Here is a 25,278-nt window from a genome sequence, read left to right as displayed (position 1 = left end):
AGCCTCTTTCTCGCAAATGCCTGATGACCGCGAGCCCCCGGCGGGATCTCCCCCGGCTTTTCTCGATGACAGGATGAAGGAAAGCTTACTCCATCCGGCAACGCTCACATACGTTTACCCAACGGAAAGCCTACCGTCAGATACCGGCTGGAATTCATGCCGCAATGCAACAGCATTAAGGAAGTGGCGAGCTTCCTCAGCAAGGATGCGGCCCAACAGACAAGGTCGACGGGCAAGGGGTTGCTGCCGTGTTCAATATCGCTACAGGTCTCGCCATCTGGTGTTCGGAGGCCATGACGCTCGCTCTGGTGTTGTTGGTCGCCTGGCGCCACAACGTCAGGAACGAAGCCTACCTCTATTGGGGCCTCGGCTTTCTTCTGACCGGCATCGGTTTTGCGATGATCGCGCTGCGCGGCCAGGTCCCCAGCCTGGTGTCCGTCGAGATCGGCAATGCCATCGCGCTGCTCGGCCAGAGCGCCTGGGTGGCGGGTTTTCTCGCGCTCGATCGCAAGAAGATCGAATGGTGGGCGCTGCTGCCGCCGGCAATCTGGCTGGCCGGGGTATTCCTGCCCTGGGTCAACACCGATTATTCAAACCGCGTCGTGCTCTACAATCTCGCTTCGGCGACCGGCGCCACCGCATTGGCGATGGCGGTCGCCGCCGGCGACATGCGCCGTGAGCGCACTCGCATCAAGCTGATGGGCGTGTTCGTCATGCAGGGCTGCCTGTGTTTCGGCTCGGCGCTGACGATGGCAGTGACGCTGCCAAGCGATATCGATGCGACCAATCTCGGCGGCGTCTCGGCCCTGGCAAGCGCCTTTCTGCTCACCATCGCCTTCGCGCTCACCTGCCGGCTGGTCATGGAACGCTCCGAACGGCATCTGCGTACAATGACGCTGACCGATTCCCTGACCGGCGTGCTCAACCGCCGCGGCCTGCTCGGCTATTTCGAGCCCAGCCAGGAGAGAGCCCATGGCGAACAGCGGCAGGTCGCGGTGATCCTTTTCGACCTCGACCATTTCAAGCGCGTCAACGACCGCTTCGGCCACCAGGCCGGCGACGCGGTGCTCATCGCCTTTGCGCGCATGGCCCGGCAGTATATTCCTGGCAACATCTTCGGCCGCATGGGCGGCGAGGAATTCGCCGCCTTTGCCGCCGTCGCGGACCAGATGGAAGCCGAGGCGATCGCCGAAGCGATCCGCACCGAATTCTGCCGCCTTCCCGTCGCCACCGGCGAAGCGATCGTTCCGGTCACGGTCAGCATCGGCATTGCGCTCGCCTCCTCGATCGATGCCAATATCGACAAGCTGATTTCGGCCGCCGACCGGGCGCTCTATGCCGCCAAGGCTGCCGGCCGCAACTGCACGGTCACCTTCGGCGAAACGGAATCGGCGGCCCCGGCGCCGGCCACGCCCAGCGCCACTGCCGGCGAACTCGTGCCGACGGTCGATGATCAGGTCGAGGCGCTGCGGCGCATGGGCACGCTGTCGCGGGCCGGCTAGCCGCAGCATGAAAACCGAATCAATCCCCGCGCTTAGACTCCGATCTTAAAGTCGTCGGCGCCTCCGGTCGGGCATGCCCTGTTTCCTGCCGGCTCTCCTCACCCGCATCTTTTCGAGGCCCAGCAAATCCGCTAAGCCTCGGGGCATGACGATACCGCCCTTTCTCTCGATCGACCCAGCGCTCCGCCATGTCTCGCTGGACGCTCGCAACCCCGCCTTCTACGGCAATCCGAATGCCGTCTATGCCGCCCTTCATGCTCATTGTCCGACATTCTACTGGACCGAGCAGAAACAGTGGTTCTTCACCGGCTACGACCATGTGAACGCGCTGCTGCGCGACCGCCGCTTCGGCCGGCAGATCCTGCATATCGCCAGCCGCGAGGAGCTTGGCCTTGCCGAGCCGATGCCGCATCTTGAGAGTTTCGATCTCTCCGAACGCTACTCCCTGCTCGAACTCGAACCGCCGGAGCACACGCGGCTGCGCACCCTCGTCAACCGTGCCTTCGTTTCCCGCCATGTCGAGAAGATGAAGCCGGAGCTTGCCGAACTCGCCAACCGGCTGATCGACGGCTTCGCCGATAAGCGCGAGGTCGAGCTGCTCTCCGCCTTTGCCGATATCATCCCGGTGACGATGATCGCCCGCATGATCGGCATCCCCGAAGAGATGGGGCCGCAGTTGCTCGCCTGGTCGCATGCCTATGTCCGCATGTACATGTTCGGGCGCACGCGCGAGCAGGAGGATGAGGCCGAACGGGCGGCGAAGGAATTCTCCGATTACGTCAGGACCGTCATCGCCGAACGCCGCGCCGAGCCGCGCGACGATCTGCTCACCCACATGATCCATACCGAGCACAAGGGTCAGTATCTCACCGAGGAAGAGCTGATCTCGACGACGATCGTGCTGCTCAACGCTGGCCATGAGGCGACCGTGCACCAGATCGGCAATTCCGTGCGCACCATCCTCGGCAGCGGCGCAGATCCGGTGGAACTCTTCCGCGACGAGGCAACGACGGAGCGTACGGTCGAGGAGACGCTACGCATCTGCGCGCCGGTCCACATCTTCCAGCGTTGGGCGCTGGAACCGGCCGAAATCGATGGCGTCTCCTTCAAGCGCGGCGACAAGGTGAGCCTCATCCTCGCCGCCGCCAATCTCGACCCGGCGAAGTTCACCGATCCCCTCGCCTTCCGGCCCGACCGCAACGAGGCGACGAACCTCTCCTTCGGCGCCGGCATCCATTTCTGCATCGGCGCACCGCTGGCGCGGCTGGAGCTCAACGTCGTGTTGCCGATCCTGTTCGAGCGGCTTGCCGGTCTCAGACTGGCGAAGACGCCTGACGTCAAGGACGTCTACCATTTCCACGGGTTGGAGCGGCTGGATCTGCAGTGGTGATACCGAGGCCTGACCTTCGGCGACTGAAGGATCTGTGCGGCGTGCCGGCTAGCGGGTCAGCCAGGTGACCCGTGCTTCTGAAGCATGATGCCGAAAAGTGTGAGCGGTTTTCGGACGACACCATGCTCCCATTCTCTGATTTAGAACAGGATTCAGATCCAGGCCGAGCCGACCTGAAATTAGGCGGCCGCTTCTTCCTGCAGCTTGCCGGCAATGTCGTGCGCCGACATGGGTTTTCCGATCAGATAGCCTTGAAGCTGATCGCAGCCCGCATCCCGCAGGATCGCCGCCTGGCGGGAAGTCTCGATCCCTTCGGCGGTGACCGGGATCTGCAGGGCGGTCGCCAGAGAGATGGTCGCCCGAAGGACATCGGCGCCCTTTGCGCCTTCGTCGAGCGCCGAGACGAGCGAGCGGTCTATTTTCATGCGATCAAAGCCGAACTGCCGCAATGCCCCGATGCTCGCGTAACCGCAGCCGAAGTCGTCGAGCGCGAATTTGATGCCGACGCGCTTGAGCTGGTCGATCGAGCGCCGTGCCTGATCCGGATTTGTCATCAGGACGCCTTCGGTGATCTCCAACGTCAGACGCTTCGGGTCGAAATCGAGCTCCTGCAGGACCGAGATCACTTCGGCCGCAAATTCCGGATTGCACAGCTGCACCGGCGAGACATTCACCGACAGAGCCAGATCGGGCCAGGTCTTGGCATGTGCGATCGATGTTCTCAGCATATGAACGCCGAGCGCGTCGATGAGACCGCATCTCTCGGCAAGGGGGATGAAGACCTCCGGACTGACATTGCCTGCGGGTGTTCGCCAGCGCGCCAGGGCTTCAAGCCCCGTCACCATGCCGGTCGAGGCAGAGACGAGAGGCTGGAAGACGGCTTCGATCGCGCCGGTGCCGATGGCAGTCTTCAGCAGAGCCTCGAGCTCGGCGACCTGCTGGCGCTCCCGGTCCAGCTCGGGGTCATATTCGATCGCCTGGCCTCTGCCGTTTGCCTTGGCGCGATAAAGCGCCATGTCGGCTCTGCGCAGCAGTTCCAAGGGCTCGATGTCTCCGTCGCGCGTGGCAGCTCCGATGCTTGCGCCGACTTCGATTGTCCGCCCATCGATTTTAAAGGGCTCGGCAAACAGTGCCAGAATAGCCCTCTCCATCTCTTCGCAGGTGGCGGGGCCAACATGCACCAGTGCGAATTCGTCGCCCCCCAGCCGGGCGGCGGCGACGACTTCCGGATGGCAGGCCATCAGCGCCTTCGAAACCAGGCGGATCAGATCGTCGCCGACCGCATGTCCCCAGGCGTCGTTGACGGCCTTGAAGCCATCAAGGTCGACGAGATAAAGCCGCGGCGGTGAAGAGGCTGTATCATCCAGTTCTTCGAGCAGACTGAGCAGCCCCTGTCTGTTCAACAGGCCGCTCAGACTATCGTGACCCGCTTCGTAAAGCGCTGCCTGCGCCAGCTGGCGCAAACGCCGCGCTTCGGACGCGCCGACCATCAGGACTGCGACAAGGAACAGCGCCAGGATGACGATCGCGGCCGCGACGTAAGGTGTAACCTGGTGAAATACAGTGCTTCCGGGCGCTTTGCTTGGCCAGACAAGATAGCCGATGACCGCCCCTTTCATATCGGTGATCGGCGTATTCAGGAAATCGGCCCTAGGCGCCGCCTCGAGGCGCAGGCCCTCGAGCTCATGTTCGTTCGAGAGCGTGTCCAGGACCTCCTGGGTAAACTCCTTGTAGAAGCTCAGCGTGCTGAATTTTTCAGTGTCTGCGGCATCGTCGTAAGGTTGGATTGCCTGCGATGCGAGCAGCGCGATGCCTTTTTCCGTTTTGATGAAATTCACCAAAGGCGTGCGCGCCGGATCGGCCGCCACCTTGGCCTGCCGATAAAAGGCTTCGCCGAAGAAGACGCCCGGCTGGAAAGGCTTGCCTTTCGCATAGGCGGAAACGATTGAAGTCCGGTCCGGGCCGATCACGACGGCTCCATCATAAAGGGCATAGTCCTCGCTGGTCTTCCCCCAATTCTCATAGGCCCAATCGGTGGCGCCCGGAGTGGAGACCGCACGGAAAGCATCGTCCCATACGGCATTGTCCGTCGTTGTTGCGCCGAGCCGGGCGACAAAGGCTGCGATTGCAGCGCGCGCAGCGCGGCTCGCCCGGGCATCGTCAATCTGGTTCGCCGACCGGGTCATCGTTGTCACGACATGGGCCATGAGGCCTGTGAGAACGAGGGCTACCAGAAGGAAGCACACCGTTGTCGCAATGATGGAAGAGGTTTGAGTGCGAACGTGCCTACTCGCAGGATTCGACGACATGCAAATTCCGGAAAGATCGATTGCAAGACCATGTCTGGGGGACCGCAGGAGACATCATGTCCGCAATGCGCTGCGGATAAGGTGTAGCATGTGACGATATAGATATCTTTAACGAGATAGATCAAAAGCCTTCTATCTGGGAAGGAGACGCGGCCATCTCAGCGGAAACGGACGGCAATCGCCACAAACCGGGACAGGCCCAAAGCGCGTCGCAATGCTTCAGATTCTGTCGTCGCGCTTTAAGTTTTTGGCTTTGCGCAGGTCACAGTCGATCTGCAGCCACTGCTCAAACCTTGATCACATAGTCCTTGCGAGTCGTTTCAACGACTTCCCAGGTTCCCTTGAAGCCGGGTTTCAAGATCATTCGGTCGCCCGCCTTCAGATGAACCGGCTCACCGCCGTCTTCCGTGACGATCGAATGGCCGGACAGAAGGCTGAAATATTCCCATTCCTCGTAAACGATCCGCCACTTGCCGGGCGTCGCCTCCCAGATGCCGGAATAGAGGCCGCCTTCGGCCTCCTCGAGGTTCCAGGTGCGGAACTGCGGGTTGCCTGAGATAATCCGATCGGGTTCGGGGGCGCCGAACTCGGGGGCGATGCCATCGATGCCGAAGGTGATGAAATTGCTCACAGTCATCCTGAATCTCTTCGATTTCAGCGCTCTTCGCAGCCTACCCTTGCTCAGCTCCAGGGCTTTCGCAGCATAGCTATATTCAACTTTTCAACCAAGAGACGCTCGTGAACTTCGACCAATTTGGCCTCCCCTGCTGGAATCAGGCTGGCGACATCAGATGACGGTCGCGATCGTTGCGATGGCCGCGCCTATCGCGGCTGGTCGATTGGATATCGTGTGGAGGGCATGGCGTAGGAGCGCCCGACGATTGCCCGAGGGATGGTTGTTTTGCCGGAACCAGACGCTTCAATCAAAATAGCCGGGAGCATGGGACCATCGCTTACGGACTGATAGGCTGTCGCTGGAGGAATGAGGCTCGCTTCAACCGCAGCGCACGCTTTTCCAGCAGATGCCATGAAAGCCAACCGAACAACAACGATGTCGGCAGGGAAAGGGCGAACACTGTCCACGGCGTGCTGTACTGGCCGAGGGCATGGTTCACCACCTGCTCCACCGGCCAGCCATAGAGATAGGTGCCGTAGGAGACGTCGCCCACGCGCTCGAGAGTCGGCAGGCGTATGGTCGGCGACGTCGCGATGCAGACAAGCGGAACGGCGAACAACATGGGTCCATAGAGGTATTTGGGCCAAAAGACGTAGAAGAGCACACCGAGCGCCACGAAAATCAACGCCAGGACAATATTTGGCCGCCACTTTTCCATCACGAACCAGAGAAGCGACCCGCCGAAGAAATAGGGAGCGATAAAAGTGAAATCCGTTATCAACTTTCTGTCTGGCCACGGATCGTCGAAGAAAAGCGCCCAGGTCACGCCCACGGCGAGGGTAATTGCCACGAACGGCGCTCGCAGAATCCCGATGGCCATTAATCCCGCAAGGATCAGGTAGCAGAAGATTTCCTGGCTGATCGTCCAAAGTGAGCCGTTGATGAAGGTGGCGAGCCAGGAGATTGCAGGATCATAGAACTGCACATTCGGCAGTTCCATGCCATAGTTCGGATTGAGCACCGAATACACTGTCGTCCTCAGGTGGAACGACGAGAGCAAGTAACCACTGATCCCCAACGGGCTGAACAAGGGGCCTAAAACGTAGACGCTGAGCAGCGTGCAGACTACCAGCGCCGGATATATCCTCAGCGCCCGCCGCCAGAGAAAAGCACCGACGCTGCCGAACTGCGCACTCTGCGTCACGAGGAAGCCGCTCGTGATGAAAAACACATAGACCCCGAATTTACCAAGATTGTTGCCCTCGCCGAGCAGGCGCATGAAGGGTTCGTTCGCCGAGGTCTTTTCCGAGATAAGGAAGGCATGCGAGAAGATAACCATGGAGGCAGCAATGAGCCTGACCATGTTGAAGTTCGGGTAAAATGGCTTGCTGACTCCGGGCTCCTGCATGCGAGCCTCCGCTCCGTTAAATTTAACAGTTCATTAAGGTGGGTTTTGAGGCGACACAACGCTTTGCTGCCTAAAACCGGATAAAGTCAGGAGCAAGGTTCCCGAGGGGGCACGGTTTTTATCAATGGCGTTCTCGTAACTGATCTACTTATCGCCTATGAAAGGTCGAAAATCTGAAGGCCGGATTCTACCGCAAGCCAGCCATGCGATAGCCTTCGACAAAGCGCTGGACCGTCTCCATGTCGCGAGCGGGTTGTGCAGCGGCCCAGTGAGCAATCGTGAAATTCGGTGTCTTCGCCATGAAAAGAGCCGCCTCGCGTATTGCCTCGTCTTTTCGGCCGAGCTGGGCGAGGCTGGCAGCTAGTATTCGGCGCGAGGCGCTGCGGTAGGTAGCCTCCATACGCAATGTCTTTACGGCCTCCACGTATCGGCCAGCTGCGTAATAGGCCAGTCCAAGCTCCCAATAATACCAGCCTGGTGGGCGCGGGTTCAGCCGGAGTGCCCGGGAAATGGTGTCTATCGCTTCCAATGGCTGGCCAGCATACACTGCGAGTTCCGACGACATGACGAGGGCATCCGTGTTGTTCGGCTCAAGCCTGAAGGCCGCCTCAAACTCCGTGTCGGACGCTGGCCACGACTTTTCGTAAGCGAGCAAATACCCAAGGACCCAACGCGCCGCGGCATCGCTCCCATCCAATTGCACCGCCCGGCGGGCCAGCTCCAACGCCCGGGACCGGTTCTCGTCTGAGGGCTCGATGCTGTGAGCCCATAGCTGCCAGTGCACGAAAGCGAGCCAGCGGGAAGCCTCCGAATACTCCGGTTCGATTAGGATCGCCCGCTCCAACAGTATTTGGGCTTCCCGAATGGCCTCCGGGAAGCTTGTGAAGGATGAGATCAAGCTGCGTCCTCGGACGCAGATGTCGTAAGCCTCCAGGCTCTTCGGACGTTTTCGCGGCGGCAGCTCAACCAATTGTCCAACGAGCGCCTCGACGATCTTGCCGATGACCTCGTCCTGAACGCTGAAGATGTCTTCGAGACTTCGGTCGAAGCGCTCGGCCCAGAGATGACCACCGCCAACCGCATCGATGAGCTGGACGTTGATGCGCATTCGGCCTGCTGTCCGCCGGGCGCTGCCTTCAAGGATGTAGCGGACGCCCAGGTCGCGTGCGATCACGCGGACGTCGATTGATTTTCCCTTGTAGGCGAAGGTCGAGTGGCGGGCGATGACGAACAAGCCGGCATTTCTCGAAAGGTCGGTAATCAGGTCTTCCGTCAACCCGTCCGCAAACGCTTCCTGTTCGGCTTCGCCACTCATATTGGTGAACGGCAACACGGCAATGGAGGGCTTGGCAGGCAGGGGCAGCGTGGCTGGTTTTTCGTCGCAAACCGTGGCCCAGGTTTCAAACAGCGGGCGATAGACATGAACCGGTTCAGCGATGTTCTTCAAGGACTTCGGCCCAAGATCGTCGAAGCTGAGCGCAAGCTTGCGATTGACTTGATCTCGGATGGCCGCCGCCACATAGATCGCTCCCGGCTCGGCGAGACTTTGGAGCCGAGCGGCGATGTTGACGCCGTCGCCATAGAGATCACTGCCGTCTATGACGACATCGCCGAGATTGATCCCGATGCGCAACACGATCCGCCGCGCCTCCGGCAGGGCAGTGTTTGCATCCGCCATCTTCCGCTGCAACTCGATCGCTGCTGACAGGGCGTTGACTGCACTTGCGAACTCCAGGAGAACCCCGTCTCCCATCACTTTGACGACACGGCCGCCATGCGCCCGCACGATAGGCTGGAGAATGGTCGCTCGGCGCTCCTTCAGCGTCGCGAGCGTCGTAACCTCGTCCTCCTCCAACAAACGCGAATAACCAACGACGTCCGCGACGACGATTGCAGCAAGACGGCGCTTGACGCGTTCTTCGGCCATTTGGGCAATTACCCGAGGAAGTGGCAACGGGCTTATGATATTTGCGCCTTAGATCGAAGTCCATTGGGCCGCTTCCGATATGGAGAAACAAACGCTGTCAGCTGGTGTGGCTTTGGACGGAGGCCCGCACCGCCTCGACAGCACTGCCGAACTCGGCGATGTCGCGGCAGACCCGAAACGCGCCGAGCGTCCGCTCTTCATCAGCCCCCATGAGGTGACTAAAGCCGGCCACGTCGGCCGAAAGAATGGTGGTTAGGCGACGCCCCATCGCTCACTCCGCCTGTTTGGAGGCAAGAGTATCAGGTCAAAGTCGCCGGCGCATCCGCAGCGATCCCGAACGGGTCGGTCCGCCATGATGACGCCATAGAGTTGGGACCAATAGTGCTTTTATAACAACCGAGTGGCGAAGAATGAGATTGCTGGTTCTCCTTGCTGCGGCCCTCTTCCTGACAGTGGCGCATGCCCAAGCCCAAGTTTACGCGCCGTATGATGGATACGATGAATACGACGGCGGCTATGGGTATGATGACCCTTACAGCCCGTATCCCCCACCTCCCTACTACGAGCCAGAACCTGGTTATCGGGAACCTTCGCAAGAACGACGGGAGCCATCGACGCGAATTGGAAGGGGAGCCATCGTCATCGCGACGCGTGAGCACACCCTTATCTACACAACAGCAAGCGGAGAGCAGTTCGCCTACCCCATTGCCGTCGGTCGCGAAGGCAAACAATGGTACGGATCAACCCGAGTGGTATCCAAGCGAATGCATCCCGAATGGCGGCCAACGGCGAGCATGCGGCAGAAGAACCCGAGGCTTCCAGCGGTCGTGAAGGCTGGCCCTGCAAATCCGCTTGGAACCCGCGCAATTTACCTGGCCGACGGGCTGCTGCGCATACACGGAACCAATGACCCTTCCTCAATCGGAACCAACGCTTCGAGCGGTTGTTTTCGAATGTATCGCGAGGACGTCGAGGAACTTTACGATATGGTCCAGCCGGGAACCCAGGTGATCGTCCAGCGGTGATCCCTAAATATCTACCCATCGAAATGCTTGTGATTCCGCTCGTTGCCAACACCGGTTGATCGTGTTCTTCTAGGGTAATCCGAGGTTCACCATCTCACCAAATTATGCCTCAAGTAACGCACTGCGCCAGTTGATTTCAAAGGGATTTCAGGCTGATGTGGAGCATTCAATCTCTGGCTTCAGTCATGCAGCGCTACGACATACAAGCACTCGAAAACGGAATGTGGTCGGTCATCGATCATCAGACCGGCAGGCTGCTCGTCGATCGGGAGGGGTCGAGCGAAAGAACGAGGTTGGAGGCCCAGGCCTTGGCCGACTTCCGCAACGGAATGTTGGTTCCTCCCGCAAGGCAGCGGACTTCCTCACGGCTCCAGAAGATGCGTCGCGCCTGGGAACGGCTATCTGGGAAGCGTAACCCGTCTGTGTAGTCCTTGCCGTCCGCATACCCGTCTGAGCGACAACCCGATCGTTGGGCGATCTCTGCTGGCCAAATCGCCGACAAACCTTAGTTCGCAGGCGACGACCTCAGCCTGACGTCGACACGGCACCCATTCTCCGATGGATGCCTGATCACGTCGCCCTCGAATTGCGCCGGCATCTGCTCAACGACTTTCCCGCCGTCCCCGAGGTCGGGGGACACCCCGAACCCCTGTCTTCCACGATGAGGAGGGAGGTAGTGCCCCTCCGTCACTACGGTTCCCGTCCTCTCACTCAGGAGACTTATATCGCCCCGGAACGCAGGATGCTTCCGGGAAAGGAAGGCTCAGAAGGAGACCGATAACATACACCAACTGCGCCTTCCTTCCATCGTCCATCAGGGTTGGACACCCGACGCTAGGCCAGTCGGTGGGCGCGTGATAGCCCGGACTTAGGTCCCGTGCGCTTTCGTACCAAAGAGCGTCAGTTGCAGACCCACTTTCGCGATCACTACGCGCGCTGCAGAGCGTGCCGTTCCCCGTGCTGACGCCGATCCATCGCTAGGACCTAAGTCCCGGCGCCCGAACCAAATTGACGTCCCGCTGTTTCCCTCACATCACGAAGGAGGACTGCCATGAGTTTCGAGCCGGAAAGCCTCGCCCACGATCAGCTTGCGAGCGTGCAGGCGGCGGTGTCCATGGAACCAGAACTGGAAAGCTCGTCGATCTCTGTGAGTATGGTCGGCAGAAGCGTGTTGCTGGAGGGCTATGTGGCGGACTACGGTGATCGGGAGAAAGCGACGGCGATCGCCGCGTTGATCGCAGGCCCGGAAAACGTGAACGACAGAATGCGAGACCGAGATGAGATGGCATATACTTCGCCTACTCGGGAGTAATCGTTCCTGTCCGTTTTTCGATCCGGGACGTCGTGGACTTTCAATGAAGGGTGATAGCTCGCTCCGGCACCGCGATCTCTTCCGCGACAAGGCCATTGAGCGCGAGAGCCACCTCATCGAGAGATCAGACGAGACAACAATTTGGCGCGCATTTAGAATTCTGGGCATGGCCTTGTCCTTTTATGCGAAGGTAACAGACATGACACGCCAGTTCCCACCATTGAGCTGGGCGGCGATTCTCAGGCGTTGAACTCAATCGACACGAAAGCGCAGCACCCTCAGTCCTCGGCCTCTTGTGGCGATGTGTCTGAGTCCAATTTTCCACGCGCTCCGTCTACGAGCGGCCTCAGTTGATGAAGTTCATGGACGCCCTGCTGGTATAGCTCGATGATGATGGCGGCCACACGCTCGGCTTCGTCAGAGGGAGACGGGACGTTGTTCGCAAAGCAGAATTCTTCAAGCATTACCTGGCACTTTGATAAGTCTTCCGATGTCAGCGGCTGGTCATGCCGGTGATAGCTCATCGCTCTTTCTCTCATTCTTCACCATCCGTGTCGTGCCCTGAGATGGTTCCGGGTCTGTCGCGGTCCAAGAGTAGCTGTCAGCTGGTGATCCACGCGCGGACCAGGCCGAGCTATCATATCAGTGAGCAATCGCGATAACGGGAATCCCCGCTTCCTCCGCAGCGCGAATGAGTGCGTCGCGAGCCGCCTTGGCCGGGATATTGCCGTGAATGGCATCAAGGCACGCTTTCACGGCAGCCATGTACTCCTCTCCATCGTCTGTCGGCCAGGCGACAATGAGGACTTCGGCAACCTCGCGGAGTGATCGGATCAGCCTGGGTTTCTCTCGGCCGCCAACTACAAGCGTCAGGGGAGCGAAATCCTTGCCGCCGCGCCAATTGATTACACCGACCCTTTGCATGTCCCTTACCTCGCGGGAAACGTCCCACCTGAGCTGCCAAGCTCGGCCGCTTCCCTCAAACCGCGCGAAATCGAAGATGCGGAGCGACTTGACGATGCCTTGTGGATGCTATGCGCAGAGCAGGTTTTAGTGAACAGACCTACCAACGTTTTCCCTCGATCAGTGGCTTCTGTATTCGGCAGCCAGACCGTTTTTGCTCATGAGAGATCATTGACGCCTCCTGCGTCCCGGCGGCGAAAGAGAGACACCGCCGGGGAACAGCCGGTTATACCTCGATAATGTAGACAATCGTCAGCGCATCGGGATCGACAATGACGATCCGACCATCCGCAAGGATGAAGAATCGGTAGCCTTCGTATTGCGGGACGATCTTCACAACGCGCGGGGGGAGCCGTTCAAGGCGGACCTTCTTCGGTATTTTCGTTCCGACAGAAACCGTGAAATCGACTTCCTTCACCGGAGCAACATGAACTTTCTTCACCACCGTTCGAATTTCGGTCTGCTGCTCGACTGAGATGTTGACGTTGGTTTCGGAAGAACCCTTGCTGGTCGTGGACGCGTTCTGATCGGTTGACTGCTTCGATGCATCACCGCTTTGCGTGGTGCTGCCACTGCTCGCTCCCTCAGCCGGCTTGGCATTCTGCGTGCTGCTCTTCGAGCCTGTGGTGGCCGAGCCACTGGTGTCCGTAGTGCCAGACTTGGTGGTGGCTTTCTGTTCTGTAGTCGTGCTCCCGCTGGCGTCTGTCGAACCTGGCTTGGTTTCTGTCGAAGACTTCCCGGACGCGCTTCCGCTCGTCGACGTGTTGTCGTTCGAAGGTTGCTGGGCGCTCTTTTGCGTGTCGGAACCTTGACCTGCTTTCTGCTGCGATGACTGACCCTTGCCCTGCGGGCAGGCTCCCGAAGCGTCTGGCGTACAGTCGGTGCCGGTGCCCTTGCCGCTGGCACTAGAGCCGGACTGTGTGTCAGACTGCGACCCGGACTGGGTCTGGCCGCTCTTCTGCGTGTCCTGCTGGGCTGCGGCTGGCAGCGCTGCGAGCGGCGACACGCCGAGCGAGAGCGCCGCGGCCAGAATGGCGAGATGGCTGCTTTTCATGATCGATCTCCGAGATTTGGACACGCGATGCAATCCGCATTCTCGTGCGGTGCATGCGTGCCCTTGTTGTTGGAAGGGGCGGCTCGAGCCGCCAGTCGGTCACTTGACGACCTGGATCACCTTCCGCGTGGAAGGCTCCACGATCACACGCTCATCGTTGACGATCGCGTATGCATATGTCGGGTCATCGGGAATTGGCGTCACGACCACCGTTTCCGGCAGCGGCTGCCCGACGACAACCTTCTCCTTCACCACGACGCGTTCAGTCGGGGCGGGAGCCTTTTGGACAAAGGTCACCACCTTCTCCGGCGGTGTCGCAATGACTGTCGTAGACTGCGCAAAGGCGGATGCCGATGCCGCCAGGATGCCGGCGGCAATTCCTATTGCTTTGATTTTCATGTTTTCTTCCTCCTTGCTGCGGTAGGCCCGCTCAAGGCCGAACCGGGAAAGGGAGGAAGTGTTCCCGGGTGGGACTTCGTGCCGGGCTTGGCCCGACCTTGGTCCCTGGTCCTATTGAGCGCCGGGCACACTGACATCATTAGGGCGGTGGGAAGCGGCTCAACATTCTGTCCTGGACATTTTCCCAGCCTACGATCGTCGCTGCAATCGCGATGATTTTGTCGCGATCCGCGGCCTTTGTTATGTAGCCTTCGAGCAGAACGACGGGACCGAGCATTCTGATTTCGACGGCGCTGCTGTCAACGTCCGGATCGGCGGCAAGAGTTGCCGAGATGGTCGCGATAGTCGCCGCCGTGCTGTGGCCTTCCGGACAGTGCTCCCCATGATTGTTGGGGCCAAACTTCATTTTCTTGTTCCTGTTCCGCCCTGCCCCTCCCATGGACCTCATATTGCCTCAAAAACAATATGTGCAGCGGCCGTAAGGTTGCCAGCCCGACTTAGGTCCCCCGTCTGGGCGACCATAATCTGTGGCGAATGCCTGAATGACCACAGGGGAGATTGGAAAATGCTGAAGACCGCTATGTATTGACGTGGCGCACCGGCAGCCAGATCGGCCGCCCAGGAATATGTACAAGATTCGAATGTGCCGTCGCGTCTACATCAATCGTTCGTTTGAAGAGCTGGCCGAAAGTTTTAGCTTAGCTAAGCGGGGGTAACGTCGACGATCTGGGCGACCGACTCCCGAGATACAACGGTGCCCCCGCAGAGGTGTACCATGTCATCATTCAAAACGCTGAGCGCCAGCGGGATCGTCCAAAGCCTGCCATCGCCATTGCTCGTTGGGGCTTCATTCCGTCATGGATGGACCGGCCGCGTCGCCAGCCGTTCGTCCACGCTCGGACTGAAGATATAGCTTCGAATGAGCTATGCCAGGACGCTTACCAATCGCGCCGCTACCTCATCCCGGTAAGCGGTTTCTTCCAATGGCTGGAGTTGACGGGCTGACAGCCCGAGCAGCCGGGATTTCCCTCTTGGCGAATTGCGCCGAGGCGGGATAAGGAGCGCGAGGGCGGCATGGGCTCGACCAAGCACTTGGTTTCGAAACAGGGGGAATTCCCTCGCCTCCTGGCCACGCCGCGACCGACATTCCCACTCGTAATGACTGCACCTCGCCGCTGATGAGGAGCACATGGCGGAGAGCGACCGATGTCAGCGTGAGGTCTGATAGGACGCAAACGACCTCTCACGGCATTTCCGCGCTCAGAGCCAACGGTAAACGCTGCCGCTATAATTGCACTCCGACAAAGGTAGTCTGCGAACTCCAAACGTTTGCTGCGAAGGAGAGTCAGATCTTCGAGAGCGCCTGTTCGAGATCGGCGATGATGTCCTTGACGTCCTCGATGCCGACCGAAAGGCGCACGACGTCTGGGTCGGCGCCGGCGGCGGTCTTCTGTTCGTCGCTCAGTTGCCGGTGCGTCGTCGAGGCGGGGTGGATGACGAGCGAGCGGGTGTCGCCGATATTGGCAAGATGGGAGAAGAGCTCGAGGCCTTCGACCAGCGTCTTGCCCGCCTCGTAACCACCCTTGACGCCGAAGGTGAAGACAGAGCCTGCGCCTTTCGGCGAATAGCGCTGCTGCAGGGCGTGGTTCGGGTCGTCGTCGAGGCCGGCATAATTCACCCAGGCGATCTTGCTGTGCGCCTTCAGCCATCGCGCCACGGCGATCGCGTTGTCGCTGTGACGCTGCATCCTCAGCGGCAGCGTTTCGATGCCGGTCAGGATCAGGAAGGCGTTGAAGGGAGCGATCGCCGGTCCGAGGTCGCGCAGTCCGAGCACGCGGGCAGCGATGGCAAAGGCGAAATTGCCGAAGGTCGCGTGCAGGACCATGCCGTTATATTCCGGCCGCGGGCTCGACAGCATCGGGTAATTGCCGGATTTCGACCAATCGAAGGTGCCGCCGTCGACGATGAGGCCGCCCATGGAATTGCCGTGGCCGCCGAGGAATTTCGTCAGCGAATGCACGACGATGTCGGCGCCATGTTCGATCGGGCGGATGAGATAGGGGGTGGCCATCGTGTTGTCGACGATCAGCGGCAGGCCGTTGCGATGCGCGACCTCGGCGATCGCCGCGATATCGACAAAGGTGCCGCCGGGATTGGCGAGGCTTTCGATGAAGATGCCGCGCGTCTTCTCGTCGATCTGGCTTTCGAAGCTTGCCGGATCGGCGGAATCAGCCCAGCGCACCTGCCAGCCGAAATTCTCGAAGGCATGGCCGAACTGGTTGATCGAGCCGCCGTAAAGCCTGCGGGCAGCGATGAAATTCTCGCCGGGGCGCATGATGGTGTGGAAGACAATCATCTGCGCCGCATGGCCGGAGGCGACGGCAAGGGCCGCCGTGCCGCCTTCGAGCGCTGCGACGCGCTCCTCCAGCACGGCCTGCGTCGGGTTCATGATGCGGGTGTAGATATTGCCGAAGGCCTGCAGGCCGAAGAGTGCGGCAGCATGATCGGAATCGTTGAAGACGTAAGCGGTCGTCTGGTAGATCGGCGTTACCCGCGCGCCGGTTGCCGGGTCGGGCTGCGCACCGGCATGGATCGCCAACGTGTTGAATCCCGGATCATTCTTGGCCATGTCGTCCTCCAGCTGTTGTTGACGGGCGGGATCATAGCCTCTCCGGGACGAAAGTTAATCGTGATCCGTTTCAACCCACGGGCGTTCGGTGGAAAATCCGTCTCTGCAGGGGGCGCGCAGCGCAAGCAATGAGACCGGGCAATGAAGATCAGGCAATGAGCCGGGGATATTCGATCGCCGGGCAGCGGTTCATCACTACCTTGATGCCGGCGGCCTCCGCCTTTGCCGCAGCCGCCTCGTCGCGGACGCCCAGCTGCGCCCAGATGACCTTTGGTAACGGTCTCAGCGCTAAGGCCTCCTCGACGACGCCGCCCAGATATTCGGCAGCGCGAAAGACGTCGACCATGTCGATCGGCACAGGAATGTCGGCGAGCCGGGCATAGACAGTGCGGCCATGGATCTGTTTACCCGCCTGCCCCGGGTTGACCGGAATGACCTCATAGCCGCGCGACAGCAAATAGCCCATGACGCCGTTGCTCGGCCGCGCGGGATTGGGCGAAGCGCCGGTCAGGGCGATGGTCTTCACCGAATGCAGGATGCCGGAGAGAAAATCATCCGTGTAGCTGTCGTGATTCATGTCCGCTTCTCCACTTGCGAAAGTCTTTCGCCACGGCGCGCGCGATTTTTGCTTTGGCGTGAAACCAGATGCGCGCCTTTCCCGTATATATGAATCGGATACTTTCTGAGGATGATTCGATGAAAAAAATCGCTCTTGCCCTCATGCTCGTGCTCGTCGCATCGCCGGCGCTGGCAATCTCGCGCTACAATCCCCTCACCATGAGCTGTGCCAGCGTGCGCGCCGCCATCCACAATCAGGGCGCCGTGATCTTCCGCTATCAATCTCCCCGCGGTCTGCCCCTTTATGATCGTTACGTCCGCAACAGCCATTATTGCGACGCGACCGACTATGCGGAGTGGACGCATATCCCCTCGAAAGATGATCCCCGCTGCCCCGTTCTGAACTGTCAGAACATAGACAACCTTGACGGGATGCTGTTCATTCCACAGTATCAGCTCTGAGGTTTTTTGCCGCCGTAACTGCGGCAGGCGCCCTACCCCCTTCGCGCTTGCGAATGTTGGCAGGCTCAATCCCGCGCTGCGATTTTTCAGATAGTTTGCAATCAAAAGCTTTATTTTTGTCGTATGTCAAAGTTATAGAATAATATCTGTATTTCAGCAACATAGAATAATCCCCTCGAAAACCTTCCAGGTACTTTCTCCTTTAGTTCTCTGTATATTCGCTATATGTTCCGTCGTTCATTAGCAGCATCTCATAGTTGAGAAGATCGCGTGGATTGAACGCATATCGCGCGCACGTAAAAATTGTCGGATACACCCGCCATTGTTTGGATATTGAAAGGGTGATATTGCAGACGGCAAGGCATCCGCGACCATGGCATTGCATTTCGTGCAAATCGCAGTTGTCTTTCCAGAAGTTTGCCCCGTCGGGGCGAAGCGCCTGTCCTCCCCCGCTGTCCCGGATCTGTCATTGCCACTCGACGTCATCCTGCTCGTTTTGTTCGGCGCATTGCTGCATGCAACATGGAACGCGATCGTCAAAGCGGGAAGCGACAAATCCCTTGATGCAGCGCTGATTTCGGCCGGCGGCGCGGTATCGGCCTTGCCTTTTCTGGCATTTCTGCCATTGCCGCAAAGCGCGGCCTGGCCGTTTATCGGCGCTTCGGCCATCCTGCAATTCGTCTATTTCCAGCTGGTTGCTGCCGCCTACCGGGCCGGCGATATCGGCCTGGTCTATCCGCTGATGCGTGGTTGCGCGCCATTGCTGGTCGCCGCGACAAGCGGTTTCGTCCTCAGGGAAAACCTTTCCGGCGCCGCGCTCGCCGGCATCATGACGATCTCAGCCGGCGTTCTGACACTCGCTCTGGAGGCGCGTCGCGGCAGCGGCCGTGCCGTCGTGCTGTCCATTGCCAATGCCTTCGTCATCGCCAGCTACACGTATGTCGACGGCATCGGCGCGCGCCTTTCAGGCAACCCAATTTCCTATACGTTGTGGATGTCGCTGCTGCCGCCCATCCTGTTGTTTGCCTGGGCGGCGTCCCGGCGCGGCAGCGCGGCCGTGTTGCGCCACGTTCGCCGCAACTGGTGGCGCGGCCTTATCGGCGGCGCGGGTTCGATTGCATCTTACGGACTGGCGCTCTGGGCGATGACGAAGGCCCCGGTCGCGACCGTCGCCGCATTGCGGGAAACCGCGATCGTCTTCGCGCTGGTGATCTCGGTCGTCGTGTTCAAGGAAAAAGCCGGAATCTGGCGCTACGCCGCCGGCGTCGTCATCGCCGCCGGCGTGCTGGTTCTGAAGCTGGCGTGATCATTCGCCTTTCCATTCCGGCTTGCGCTTGCCGAGAAAGGCGCCGATGCCCTCCTGCGCATCCCGCGTCAGCATGCTCTCCACCATCACCTTGGAGGCATAGTCATAGGCCGCCTCCACCGGCAGGTCGAGTTGGCGATAGAAGGCCTCCTTGCCGATCTTCAGCGTCAATGGCGATTTGCCGGCAATCACCGCCGCATATTTGGCAACGACCTGCGCCAGATACTGCTTCGGCACGATGCGGTTGACGAGACCGAAGTCCTTGGCGGTCGAAGCATCGATGGTCTCGCCGGTCAAAAGCATCTCCATCGCCTGCTTGCGATGGGCGGCACGGGTTACCGCCACCATCGGCGTCGAACAGAACAGGCCGATATTGACGCCCGGCGTGCAGAACGTCGACGTGTCCGTGCAGATCGCCAGATCACAGGAGGCAACAAGTTGACAGCCGGCAGCGGTTGCAAGCCCGTCGATCTCGGCGATAACAGGTTTCGGCAGATGGGTGATCTTCAGCATCAGATCGGCGCAGAGCCGGAAACTTTTCTCGAAGAACGCAGCGCCCTGGTCTTCGTCGACACGATGGGCGGTGAGTTCCTTGAGGTCATGGCCGGCGGAAAAGACGGAGCCGGTCGAGGCGATGACGACGACGCGCACATCCGCGTCCGATCCCGCCTTCTCGAGCTCGGCCATTAACGCTTGCAGAAGCGCGATCGAAAGTGCGTTGGCCGGCGGGTCGTTGAGCACAAGCCGCAGCACGCCATCGCGCAGCGAACGGAGCAACAACCCGTCCGCCCTGTCCGCGTCCTTTCGAAAGGATACGATTTCGGCCATGATGCTGCTCCCTGCGCTTGATTTTCCACACAGCTGTTCTGCCACAAGGCGCCGCCAATTTCGAGCAGGATCCGCCCTCTCCGCCACGGCGTGATTAGGACCAGAACCACGATTTCGCTATCTCGGCCGTCGCCTGTGCACGGGTCAGACCGATATCGCGAAGCTCGTCATCGGTGAGTTCCGACAGTTTGCGGCGGCTGCGCCGCTTTTCGAGCCAACACTCGATGGCCGCCGGCAGCCGCCGGCCCAGGCGCACCACCTCGCGAAGTTTCGAGCGAAGCGCGTTGGGCGGTGTCGCCAATCTCTCGCCGAGTTCCAGGGTCATCTCTTTATCCTTTCTCAACGGGGAAAAGATGCCCTGGAACGAACTGCGAAAGAAGCTTATGGATATTATCATATGCATAAGGATTTCTTTGGATGCCGCTGAATCTCGATCAGCTCGCGAGCTTCGTCAACGTCGCCGATCTCGGAAGCTTTACGGCCGCCGCCGATAAGGAGGGCGTGACGCAACCGGCTGTGAGCCTGCAGGTCAAAAGTCTCGAACAGCGGCTCGGCGTCCGGCTAATCGAGCGTGTCGGACGGCGGGCGCAGCCGACGGCGGCAGGCCTCGACCTGCTTTCGCACGCAAGGCGTCTGCTTCAGCAAGCGGCCGCTGCGGAAGAAGCGATGCTGCCACACAGAGATGGCGCCAGCGGCCGCGTGCGCATCGGCAGCGGCGGCACCGCCTCGATCCACCTGCTCCCGCGCGCCATCGCCGCCGCCAGGAATTCCATGCCCGGCCTCGAAATCACCGTCCATATCGGCAATGCCGACGATATTCTGCGCGATCTGGAGGCCAACAGTCTCGACATCGCCGTCGTCGCTCTGCCGGCCTCGGGTCGAAACTTCGAGATCGAACCGTTCTACGAGGAGGAATTGCTGGCGGTCGCACCCGTCGGCAGCCTCGTGCCCGAGGGCGGACCGGACGCTGCCTTCATGCGCGACAGGACGCTGCTACTTTATGAAGGAGGCAATACCAGGCGGGCAATCGACGCTTGGCTGGCCGCCCCCGATATCAGGACCCGTCCCGCGATGGAGTTCGGCAGCGTCGAGGCGATCAAGGAACTGGTGGCCGTGGGGCTCGGCTGGTCGATCCTGCCGGGGCTTGCGCTAAAGCGCGACCACGCCGGCCTCGTGACGACATCTTCGTTGAAACCAAAGCTCACGCGCCGCCTCGGCATGGTTCTGCGCCGGGACAAACATCTGACACGCGGCCTTCGGGAAGTGATGAAATGCCTGCGGGAGTTCAAGGGTTAGGAGCGCTCGCAACCGTGGCTCGGCGTGTCAAATCCAAGTCGTCGGCAGCGTCAAAACCAAAGCATGGCGATCCTGCGAGCCGAGGAAATTTGAGGTGCCATAATACCTCACAGATAAGCCGCTGTTTTTATTTCCGTTTTTTTCAGATCGTCTAAAATGTCGATATTGACCCGATGTCACATTCCCTTTATACACCGCGCCAGAACGCAGCCTTCCGGGCTGCTTTCTTTTTGGCATGTCTTGCGCCTGCCAATCCAAGCAACAAGAAACGCCCTTTTAAGCCTTCGGGCAAGGGTCCCAAAAGAGAGTATTCACTATGGCTACCTTCTCCCAGAAGCCTGCAGAGGTGGAGAAGAAGTGGGTGATCATCGACGCCGAAGGGCTGGTCGTTGGCCGTCTCGCTTCCATCATCGCTATGCGCCTGCGCGGCAAGCACAAGGCGACCTTCACCCCCCATGTTGACGACGGCGACAACGTCATCGTCATCAACGCCGACAAGGTCGTTTTCACCGGCAAGAAGTATTCCGACAAGGTTTACTACTGGCACACCGGTTACGCCGGCGGCATCAAGGAGCGCACCGCGCGCCAGATCATCGAAGGCCGCTTTCCGGAGCGCGTCCTCGAAAAGGCCGTCGAACGCATGGTTCCGCGTGGCCCGCTCGGCCGTCGCCAAATGAAGAACCTGCGCGTCTACGCCGGCGCCAACCATCCCCATGAAGCCCAGCAGCCGGTCGCCCTCGACGTTGCCGCGCTCAACAAAAAGAACGTAAGGAGCGCCTGATCATGGCTGACCTCTCCTCCCTGAAGGATCTCGGCACGGCTTCCGAAGCTGCTGCTCCGGCGCACGTCCGCAAAGTCGATTCGCTCGGCCGCTCCTACGCGACCGGCAAGCGCAAGAACGCCGTCGCCCGCGTCTGGGTCAAGCCGGGCTCCGGCAAGATCATCGTCAACGGCAAGGAATTCGCGGACTATTTCGCCCGCCCGGTGCTGCAGATGATCCTGCGCCAGCCGATCGTCGCGGCTGCCCGTGACGGCCAGTTCGACATCGTCGCAACCGTTGCCGGCGGCGGCCTCTCCGGCCAGGCCGGTGCCGTTCGCCACGGCCTGTCCAAGGCGCTCACCTACTTCGAGCCGGGCCTGCGCTCGGTGCTGAAGAAGGGTGGCTTCCTGACCCGCGACAGCCGCGTCGTCGAACGCAAGAAGTACGGCAAGGCAAAGGCCCGCCGCTCCTTCCAGTTCTCCAAGCGTTAATCGCTTCGGACAGACGGAATTTACGAAGGCCGGGGAAACCCGGCCTTTTTGTTGTGCGTGGTCGGCCGGCATCTCCTTCCACGCCGGCATCGCCGCATGCTTTTGCCGCCACCTCCATTTCGATCGCTTGAAATTCGCCGTCCGGTCGCCTACCCGTTGTCGACGCCTTGACCTTTCACGACCGAAAAAGGAGTCCCCTCTTGGCGAACAAGACCATCGATCACGCTTTCACGGCGACCAGCCTCACCTCTGCCGCCAGCGATCCGACCTTTGCCGGCGCGCTCTCCTTCATGCGCCGCCGCTTCACCAAGGAACTTTCCGGCGTCGATGTCGCCGTCTGGGGCATTCCCTTCGACGCCGCGACGTCGAACCGGCCGGGCACGCGCTTCGGCCCACAGGCAATCCGTCGCGCCTCGGCGATCTTCGACAATGATGCGCAATATCCCTTCAACCGCGAATTGTTCGCCGACATGGCGGTGGTCGACTACGGCGATTGCCTGCTCGATTACGGCAATCACCAGGATACGCCGGGCGCCATCGAACGCCAGGCGAAGGTGATCCTCGACAGCGGCGCTTTTCTGCTGACGCTCGGCGGCGATCATTACGTCACCTGGCCGCTGCTGAAAGCCCATGCGGCAAAACATGGGCCGCTGGCGCTCGTGCAGTTCGACGCGCATCAGGACACCTGGTTCGACGAAGAGCGGCGCATCGACCATGGCTCCTTCGTCGCGCGGGCCACCCGCGAAGGCATCATCGACCCGGATCGCTCGATCCAGATCGGCATCCGCACCCATGCGCCGGAGGATTGCGGCATCAATATTCTCTATGGCCATCAGGTCGAGGATATGAGTGCCGGCGACATCGCTTCGGCGATCATCTCCCACACGCGCGGCGCGCCGGCCTATCTCACCTTTGATATCGATTGCCTCGATCCGGCCTTTGCGCCCGGCACCGGCACCCCGGTCGCCGGCGGACCGTCGAGCGCCAAGATCCTTTCGGTGCTGCAGCGCCTGCATCAGCTCGATATTCGCGGCGCCGATATCGTCGAGGTTTCGCCGCCTTACGACCACGCCGACATCACCGCCATTGCCGGGGCAACGGTGGCGATGTATATGCTGGGACTTCATGCGGAGCGACGCGCCATCGCCGTGTCACAAGGCTGACTTATTATCCCAAAATGAATCCGTAAACCTTCTGAACCCATTGAAAGCGCAGGTTAACATGGCACCGAAAATCTTCATCGACGGCGAACACGGCACGACGGGTCTGCAGATCCGCACGCGCATGGGCGGCCGCCGCGATGTCGAACTTCTGTCCATTCCCGAGGCCGAGCGGCGCAACGCCGCCATGCGCGAGGACATGCTGAACAGCGCCGATATCGCCATTCTCTGCCTGCCCGACGATGCATCGAAGGAAGCGGTTCAGATGGTCTCGGCCAACAACAATGTGCGCGTCATCGACACGTCGACCGCCTTCCGTGTCAATCCCGGCTGGGCCTACGGCTTTGCCGAAATGGACGGCGCGCAGGCCGACAAGATCAAGGCCGCACGTTTCGTCGCCAACCCCGGCTGCTATCCGACAGGCGCAATCGGCCTGATCCGGCCGCTGCGTGCCGCCGGCATTCTGCCGGACGGCTACCCGGTCACGGTCAATGCGGTTTCCGGCTATACCGGCGGCGGCAAGCAGATGATCGCCCAGATGGAAAATCCGGATCACCCGGATGCGATCACCGCGCCGCACTTCCTCTATGGTCTTCCCCTCACCCACAAGCACGTGCCCGAAATGACCGTGCACGGCCTGCTCGACCGCGCACCGATCTTCTCGCCATCGGTCGGCAAGTTCGCGCAGGGCATGATCGTGCAGGTGCCGCTGCATCTCGATGATCTCGCCGAGGGCACGACGATGGAAAGCATTCATGCCGCACTCGCCGCCCATTATGCCGGCCAGGACATCGTGACCGTCGTGCCGCTTGCCGACAGCAAGGCGCTTGCGCGCGTCAATGCCGTCGAACTCGAAGGCAAGGACACGATGAAGCTCTTCGTCTTCGGCACACCGGGCGGTTCCCAGGTCAATCTGGTGGCGCTGCTCGACAATCTCGGCAAGGGCGCCTCTGGTGCCGCCGTGCAGAATATGGACCTGATGCTCGCCTCCTGACGTCATGACGCTGGATGCGCTTATCACTGACGGGCAGGCCTGGTTTGCCGCCGCCCTGCCCGATCACGGCATCTATGCCCTGATGGCCTTCGCCTTCATCGCCGGGCTCGCCCGCGGCTTTTCCGGTTTCGGGGCGGCGCTGATCTTCATTCCGCTCGGTGGCGCCATCATCGGTCCGAAGCTGGTCTCGCCGATCCTGCTCGTCATCGACGGCATCGCCACGCTCGGGATGATCCCACCCGCCTGGCGCGGCGCCAACCGGCCCGAAGTCTTCGTCATGGCGGCGGGTGCGGCACTGGGCGTCCCGGCCGGCACCGCGATGCTGGCACTGCTCGACCCGACGCTCCTGCGCTGGAGCATCACGATCATCGCCATCGCACTGCTCGCGCTTCTCGTCTCGGGATGGCGTTATCACGGCGCGCCTTCGGCACCGCTCAGCAGCGGCGTCGGGCTGGTTGCCGGCCTGTTCAGCGGCGCCGCCCAGCTCGGCGGACCGCCAGTCGTCGCCTACTGGCTCGGCGGCAAGAGCGACTTCACGCGCGTCAGGGCCAATGTCGTGCTGTATTTCTCGATCTCGTCCGTCTTCAGCGCCATCAGCTATTATATCGGCGGACTGTTCGTGCCGGCCGTCTTTGCCCTGACGGCCGTCATTTTGCCGAGTTATGCAGTTGGGCTCTACGGCGGCTCGAAACTGTTCGGCCTTGCTGAGGAACGAACCTTCCGCATTGCCTGTTACGTGCTGATTGCCGCCGCGGCCATTATCGGCATGCCGCTGCTCGACAGCGTGCTGCGCTAGAACAGAATGATTTTAGGCCCGGCGGTCCTAAAATTTAATCCTGTTCTAAATTAAAGAGTTAGAGCATGATGTCGTCCGAAAACCGCCTGCATT

The 25,278-nt window shown here is 60.5% G+C and carries 27 protein-coding genes; 13 read left to right on the top strand and 14 right to left on the bottom strand.

Going from position 1 to position 25,278, the window contains the following annotated elements; genetic code table 11:
- Nucleotides 1-248: 248 nt before the first annotated feature.
- Together EFD56_RS18105 and EFD56_RS18100 are read left to right on the top strand one after the other, a co-directional pair.
- The gene (locus EFD56_RS18105) at nucleotides 249-1,502 is read left to right on the top strand and encodes a sensor domain-containing diguanylate cyclase (RefSeq protein ID WP_126905930.1); all 1,254 of its coding nucleotides are present in this window, start codon (nucleotides 249-251) and stop codon (nucleotides 1,500-1,502) included.
- Nucleotides 1,503-1,647: 145 nt separating this feature from the next.
- Nucleotides 1,648-2,892, top strand: a complete 1,245-nt coding sequence (locus EFD56_RS18100) for a cytochrome P450 (RefSeq protein ID WP_126905929.1) — start codon at nucleotides 1,648-1,650, stop codon at nucleotides 2,890-2,892.
- A 179-nt stretch (nucleotides 2,893-3,071) separates the two neighbouring features.
- Here EFD56_RS18100 and EFD56_RS18095 read toward each other — a convergent pair whose 3' ends face one another.
- The 5 genes from EFD56_RS18095 to EFD56_RS32665 form a co-directional block, all read right to left on the bottom strand.
- Entirely contained in the window at nucleotides 3,072-5,201 is a 2,130-nt protein-coding gene (locus EFD56_RS18095) for a bifunctional diguanylate cyclase/phosphodiesterase (protein WP_064842623.1), read from the bottom strand.
- 286 nt (nucleotides 5,202-5,487) lie between these two features.
- Entirely contained in the window at nucleotides 5,488-5,838 is a 351-nt protein-coding gene (locus tag EFD56_RS18090; RefSeq protein ID WP_004680003.1) for a cupin domain-containing protein, read from the bottom strand.
- Between the two features lie 316 nt (nucleotides 5,839-6,154).
- On the bottom strand, nucleotides 6,155-7,225 hold the full coding sequence (locus EFD56_RS18085) for an acyltransferase family protein (protein WP_064834530.1): 1,071 nt from the start codon (nucleotides 7,223-7,225) through the stop codon (nucleotides 6,155-6,157).
- 187 nt (nucleotides 7,226-7,412) lie between these two features.
- Nucleotides 7,413-9,152, bottom strand: coding sequence for an adenylate/guanylate cyclase domain-containing protein (locus EFD56_RS18080; protein WP_126905928.1), 1,740 nt, complete (start codon nucleotides 9,150-9,152; stop codon nucleotides 7,413-7,415).
- Between the two features lie 97 nt (nucleotides 9,153-9,249).
- The gene (locus EFD56_RS32665; protein WP_164736840.1) at nucleotides 9,250-9,420 is read right to left on the bottom strand and encodes a hypothetical protein; all 171 of its coding nucleotides are present in this window, start codon (nucleotides 9,418-9,420) and stop codon (nucleotides 9,250-9,252) included.
- A 142-nt stretch (nucleotides 9,421-9,562) separates the two neighbouring features.
- On the opposite strand from EFD56_RS32665, the gene EFD56_RS18075 reads away from it, so the two are divergent.
- Together EFD56_RS18075 and EFD56_RS18065 are read left to right on the top strand one after the other, a co-directional pair.
- Nucleotides 9,563-10,177 (top strand): L,D-transpeptidase, encoded by a 615-nt coding sequence (locus EFD56_RS18075; RefSeq protein ID WP_037138087.1) that lies wholly within the window; start codon nucleotides 9,563-9,565, stop codon nucleotides 10,175-10,177.
- A 1,051-nt stretch (nucleotides 10,178-11,228) separates the two neighbouring features.
- The gene (locus EFD56_RS18065) at nucleotides 11,229-11,489 is read left to right on the top strand and encodes a BON domain-containing protein (RefSeq protein WP_010007559.1); all 261 of its coding nucleotides are present in this window, start codon (nucleotides 11,229-11,231) and stop codon (nucleotides 11,487-11,489) included.
- A 642-nt stretch (nucleotides 11,490-12,131) separates the two neighbouring features.
- Here EFD56_RS18065 and EFD56_RS18055 read toward each other — a convergent pair.
- The 4 genes from EFD56_RS18055 to EFD56_RS18040 all read right to left on the bottom strand — a co-directional run bounded on the left by EFD56_RS18055 (nucleotide 12,132) and on the right by EFD56_RS18040 (nucleotide 14,311).
- Nucleotides 12,132-12,413: a DUF982 domain-containing protein gene (locus tag EFD56_RS18055; RefSeq protein ID WP_126905927.1), complete on the bottom strand. Its 282-nt coding sequence runs from the start codon at nucleotides 12,411-12,413 to the stop codon at nucleotides 12,132-12,134.
- Between the two features lie 265 nt (nucleotides 12,414-12,678).
- Entirely contained in the window at nucleotides 12,679-13,506 is an 828-nt protein-coding gene (locus EFD56_RS18050) for a DUF1236 domain-containing protein (RefSeq protein ID WP_126905926.1), read from the bottom strand.
- Between the two features lie 99 nt (nucleotides 13,507-13,605).
- Nucleotides 13,606-13,905, bottom strand: coding sequence for a DUF1236 domain-containing protein (locus EFD56_RS18045; protein WP_010003415.1), 300 nt, complete (start codon nucleotides 13,903-13,905; stop codon nucleotides 13,606-13,608).
- 139 nt (nucleotides 13,906-14,044) lie between these two features.
- A complete protein-coding gene (locus EFD56_RS18040; protein WP_010023377.1) occupies nucleotides 14,045-14,311 on the bottom strand; it encodes a BON domain-containing protein in 267 nt (88 codons plus the stop codon).
- A 362-nt stretch (nucleotides 14,312-14,673) separates the two neighbouring features.
- On the opposite strand from EFD56_RS18040, the gene EFD56_RS18035 reads away from it, so the two are divergent.
- A complete protein-coding gene (locus tag EFD56_RS18035) occupies nucleotides 14,674-14,910 on the top strand; it encodes an SOS response-associated peptidase family protein (RefSeq protein ID WP_245440606.1) in 237 nt (78 codons plus the stop codon).
- 340 nt (nucleotides 14,911-15,250) lie between these two features.
- Here EFD56_RS18035 and EFD56_RS18030 read toward each other — a convergent pair whose 3' ends face one another.
- Entirely contained in the window at nucleotides 15,251-16,534 is a 1,284-nt protein-coding gene (locus EFD56_RS18030) for an O-acetylhomoserine aminocarboxypropyltransferase (RefSeq protein ID WP_064817917.1), read from the bottom strand.
- A gap of 148 nt (nucleotides 16,535-16,682) precedes the next feature.
- Nucleotides 16,683-17,111 (bottom strand): CoA-binding protein, encoded by a 429-nt coding sequence (locus EFD56_RS18025; RefSeq protein ID WP_126905925.1) that lies wholly within the window; start codon nucleotides 17,109-17,111, stop codon nucleotides 16,683-16,685.
- Between the two features lie 119 nt (nucleotides 17,112-17,230).
- On the opposite strand from EFD56_RS18025, the gene EFD56_RS18020 reads away from it, so the two are divergent.
- Both EFD56_RS18020 and EFD56_RS18015 read left to right on the top strand, forming a co-directional pair.
- On the top strand, nucleotides 17,231-17,554 hold the full coding sequence (locus EFD56_RS18020; RefSeq protein ID WP_029531516.1) for a hypothetical protein: 324 nt from the start codon (nucleotides 17,231-17,233) through the stop codon (nucleotides 17,552-17,554).
- 469 nt (nucleotides 17,555-18,023) lie between these two features.
- Nucleotides 18,024-18,860 carry an EamA family transporter gene (locus EFD56_RS18015; protein ID WP_012483403.1) on the top strand — a complete coding sequence of 279 codons (837 nt, stop codon included), beginning with the start codon at nucleotides 18,024-18,026 and terminating at the stop codon, nucleotides 18,858-18,860.
- Here the strand turns inward: EFD56_RS18015 and EFD56_RS18010 are convergent, their stop codons facing one another.
- Both EFD56_RS18010 and EFD56_RS18005 read right to left on the bottom strand, forming a co-directional pair.
- Nucleotides 18,861-19,688 carry an enoyl-CoA hydratase gene (locus EFD56_RS18010; protein WP_126905924.1) on the bottom strand — a complete coding sequence of 276 codons (828 nt, stop codon included), beginning with the start codon at nucleotides 19,686-19,688 and terminating at the stop codon, nucleotides 18,861-18,863. It abuts the gene before it with no gap.
- Nucleotides 19,689-19,782: 94 nt separating this feature from the next.
- Entirely contained in the window at nucleotides 19,783-20,013 is a 231-nt protein-coding gene (locus tag EFD56_RS18005) for a DUF1127 domain-containing protein (protein ID WP_126905923.1), read from the bottom strand.
- Nucleotides 20,014-20,105: 92 nt separating this feature from the next.
- Here EFD56_RS18005 and EFD56_RS18000 point away from each other — a divergent pair, with 92 nt between their 5' ends.
- On the top strand, nucleotides 20,106-20,984 hold the full coding sequence (locus EFD56_RS18000; RefSeq protein ID WP_097602609.1) for a LysR family transcriptional regulator: 879 nt from the start codon (nucleotides 20,106-20,108) through the stop codon (nucleotides 20,982-20,984).
- 27 nt (nucleotides 20,985-21,011) lie between these two features.
- Here the strand turns inward: EFD56_RS18000 and EFD56_RS17995 are convergent, their stop codons facing one another.
- Complete coding sequence (locus tag EFD56_RS17995; protein ID WP_126905922.1) at nucleotides 21,012-21,221, bottom strand: hypothetical protein; 210 nt, start codon at nucleotides 21,219-21,221, stop codon at nucleotides 21,012-21,014.
- 79 nt (nucleotides 21,222-21,300) lie between these two features.
- Here EFD56_RS17995 and rplM point away from each other — a divergent pair, with 79 nt between their 5' ends.
- The 5 genes from rplM to EFD56_RS17970 all read left to right on the top strand — a co-directional run bounded on the left by rplM (nucleotide 21,301) and on the right by EFD56_RS17970 (nucleotide 25,185).
- Entirely contained in the window at nucleotides 21,301-21,765 is a 465-nt protein-coding gene (rplM, locus tag EFD56_RS17990; protein WP_008521951.1) for a 50S ribosomal protein L13, read from the top strand.
- Nucleotides 21,766-21,767: 2 nt separating this feature from the next.
- A complete protein-coding gene (gene rpsI, locus EFD56_RS17985) occupies nucleotides 21,768-22,235 on the top strand; it encodes a 30S ribosomal protein S9 (RefSeq protein ID WP_009998001.1) in 468 nt (155 codons plus the stop codon).
- Between the two features lie 200 nt (nucleotides 22,236-22,435).
- Nucleotides 22,436-23,398: an agmatinase gene (gene speB / locus EFD56_RS17980; protein ID WP_126905921.1), complete on the top strand. Its 963-nt coding sequence runs from the start codon at nucleotides 22,436-22,438 to the stop codon at nucleotides 23,396-23,398.
- A gap of 58 nt (nucleotides 23,399-23,456) precedes the next feature.
- Nucleotides 23,457-24,389 (top strand): N-acetyl-gamma-glutamyl-phosphate reductase, encoded by a 933-nt coding sequence (gene argC / locus EFD56_RS17975; RefSeq protein ID WP_037118496.1) that lies wholly within the window; start codon nucleotides 23,457-23,459, stop codon nucleotides 24,387-24,389.
- 4 nt (nucleotides 24,390-24,393) lie between these two features.
- The gene (locus EFD56_RS17970; protein ID WP_037138061.1) at nucleotides 24,394-25,185 is read left to right on the top strand and encodes a sulfite exporter TauE/SafE family protein; all 792 of its coding nucleotides are present in this window, start codon (nucleotides 24,394-24,396) and stop codon (nucleotides 25,183-25,185) included.
- The last annotated feature ends 93 nt before the right edge of the window (nucleotides 25,186-25,278 follow it).

This window comes from Rhizobium phaseoli (assembly GCF_003985125.1).
GTDB classification, from domain to species: Bacteria; Pseudomonadota; Alphaproteobacteria; order Rhizobiales; family Rhizobiaceae; genus Rhizobium; species Rhizobium phaseoli.
Note: the sequence above shows the minus strand (reverse complement) of the source record. Positions and strands in the feature narration are given on the sequence as shown.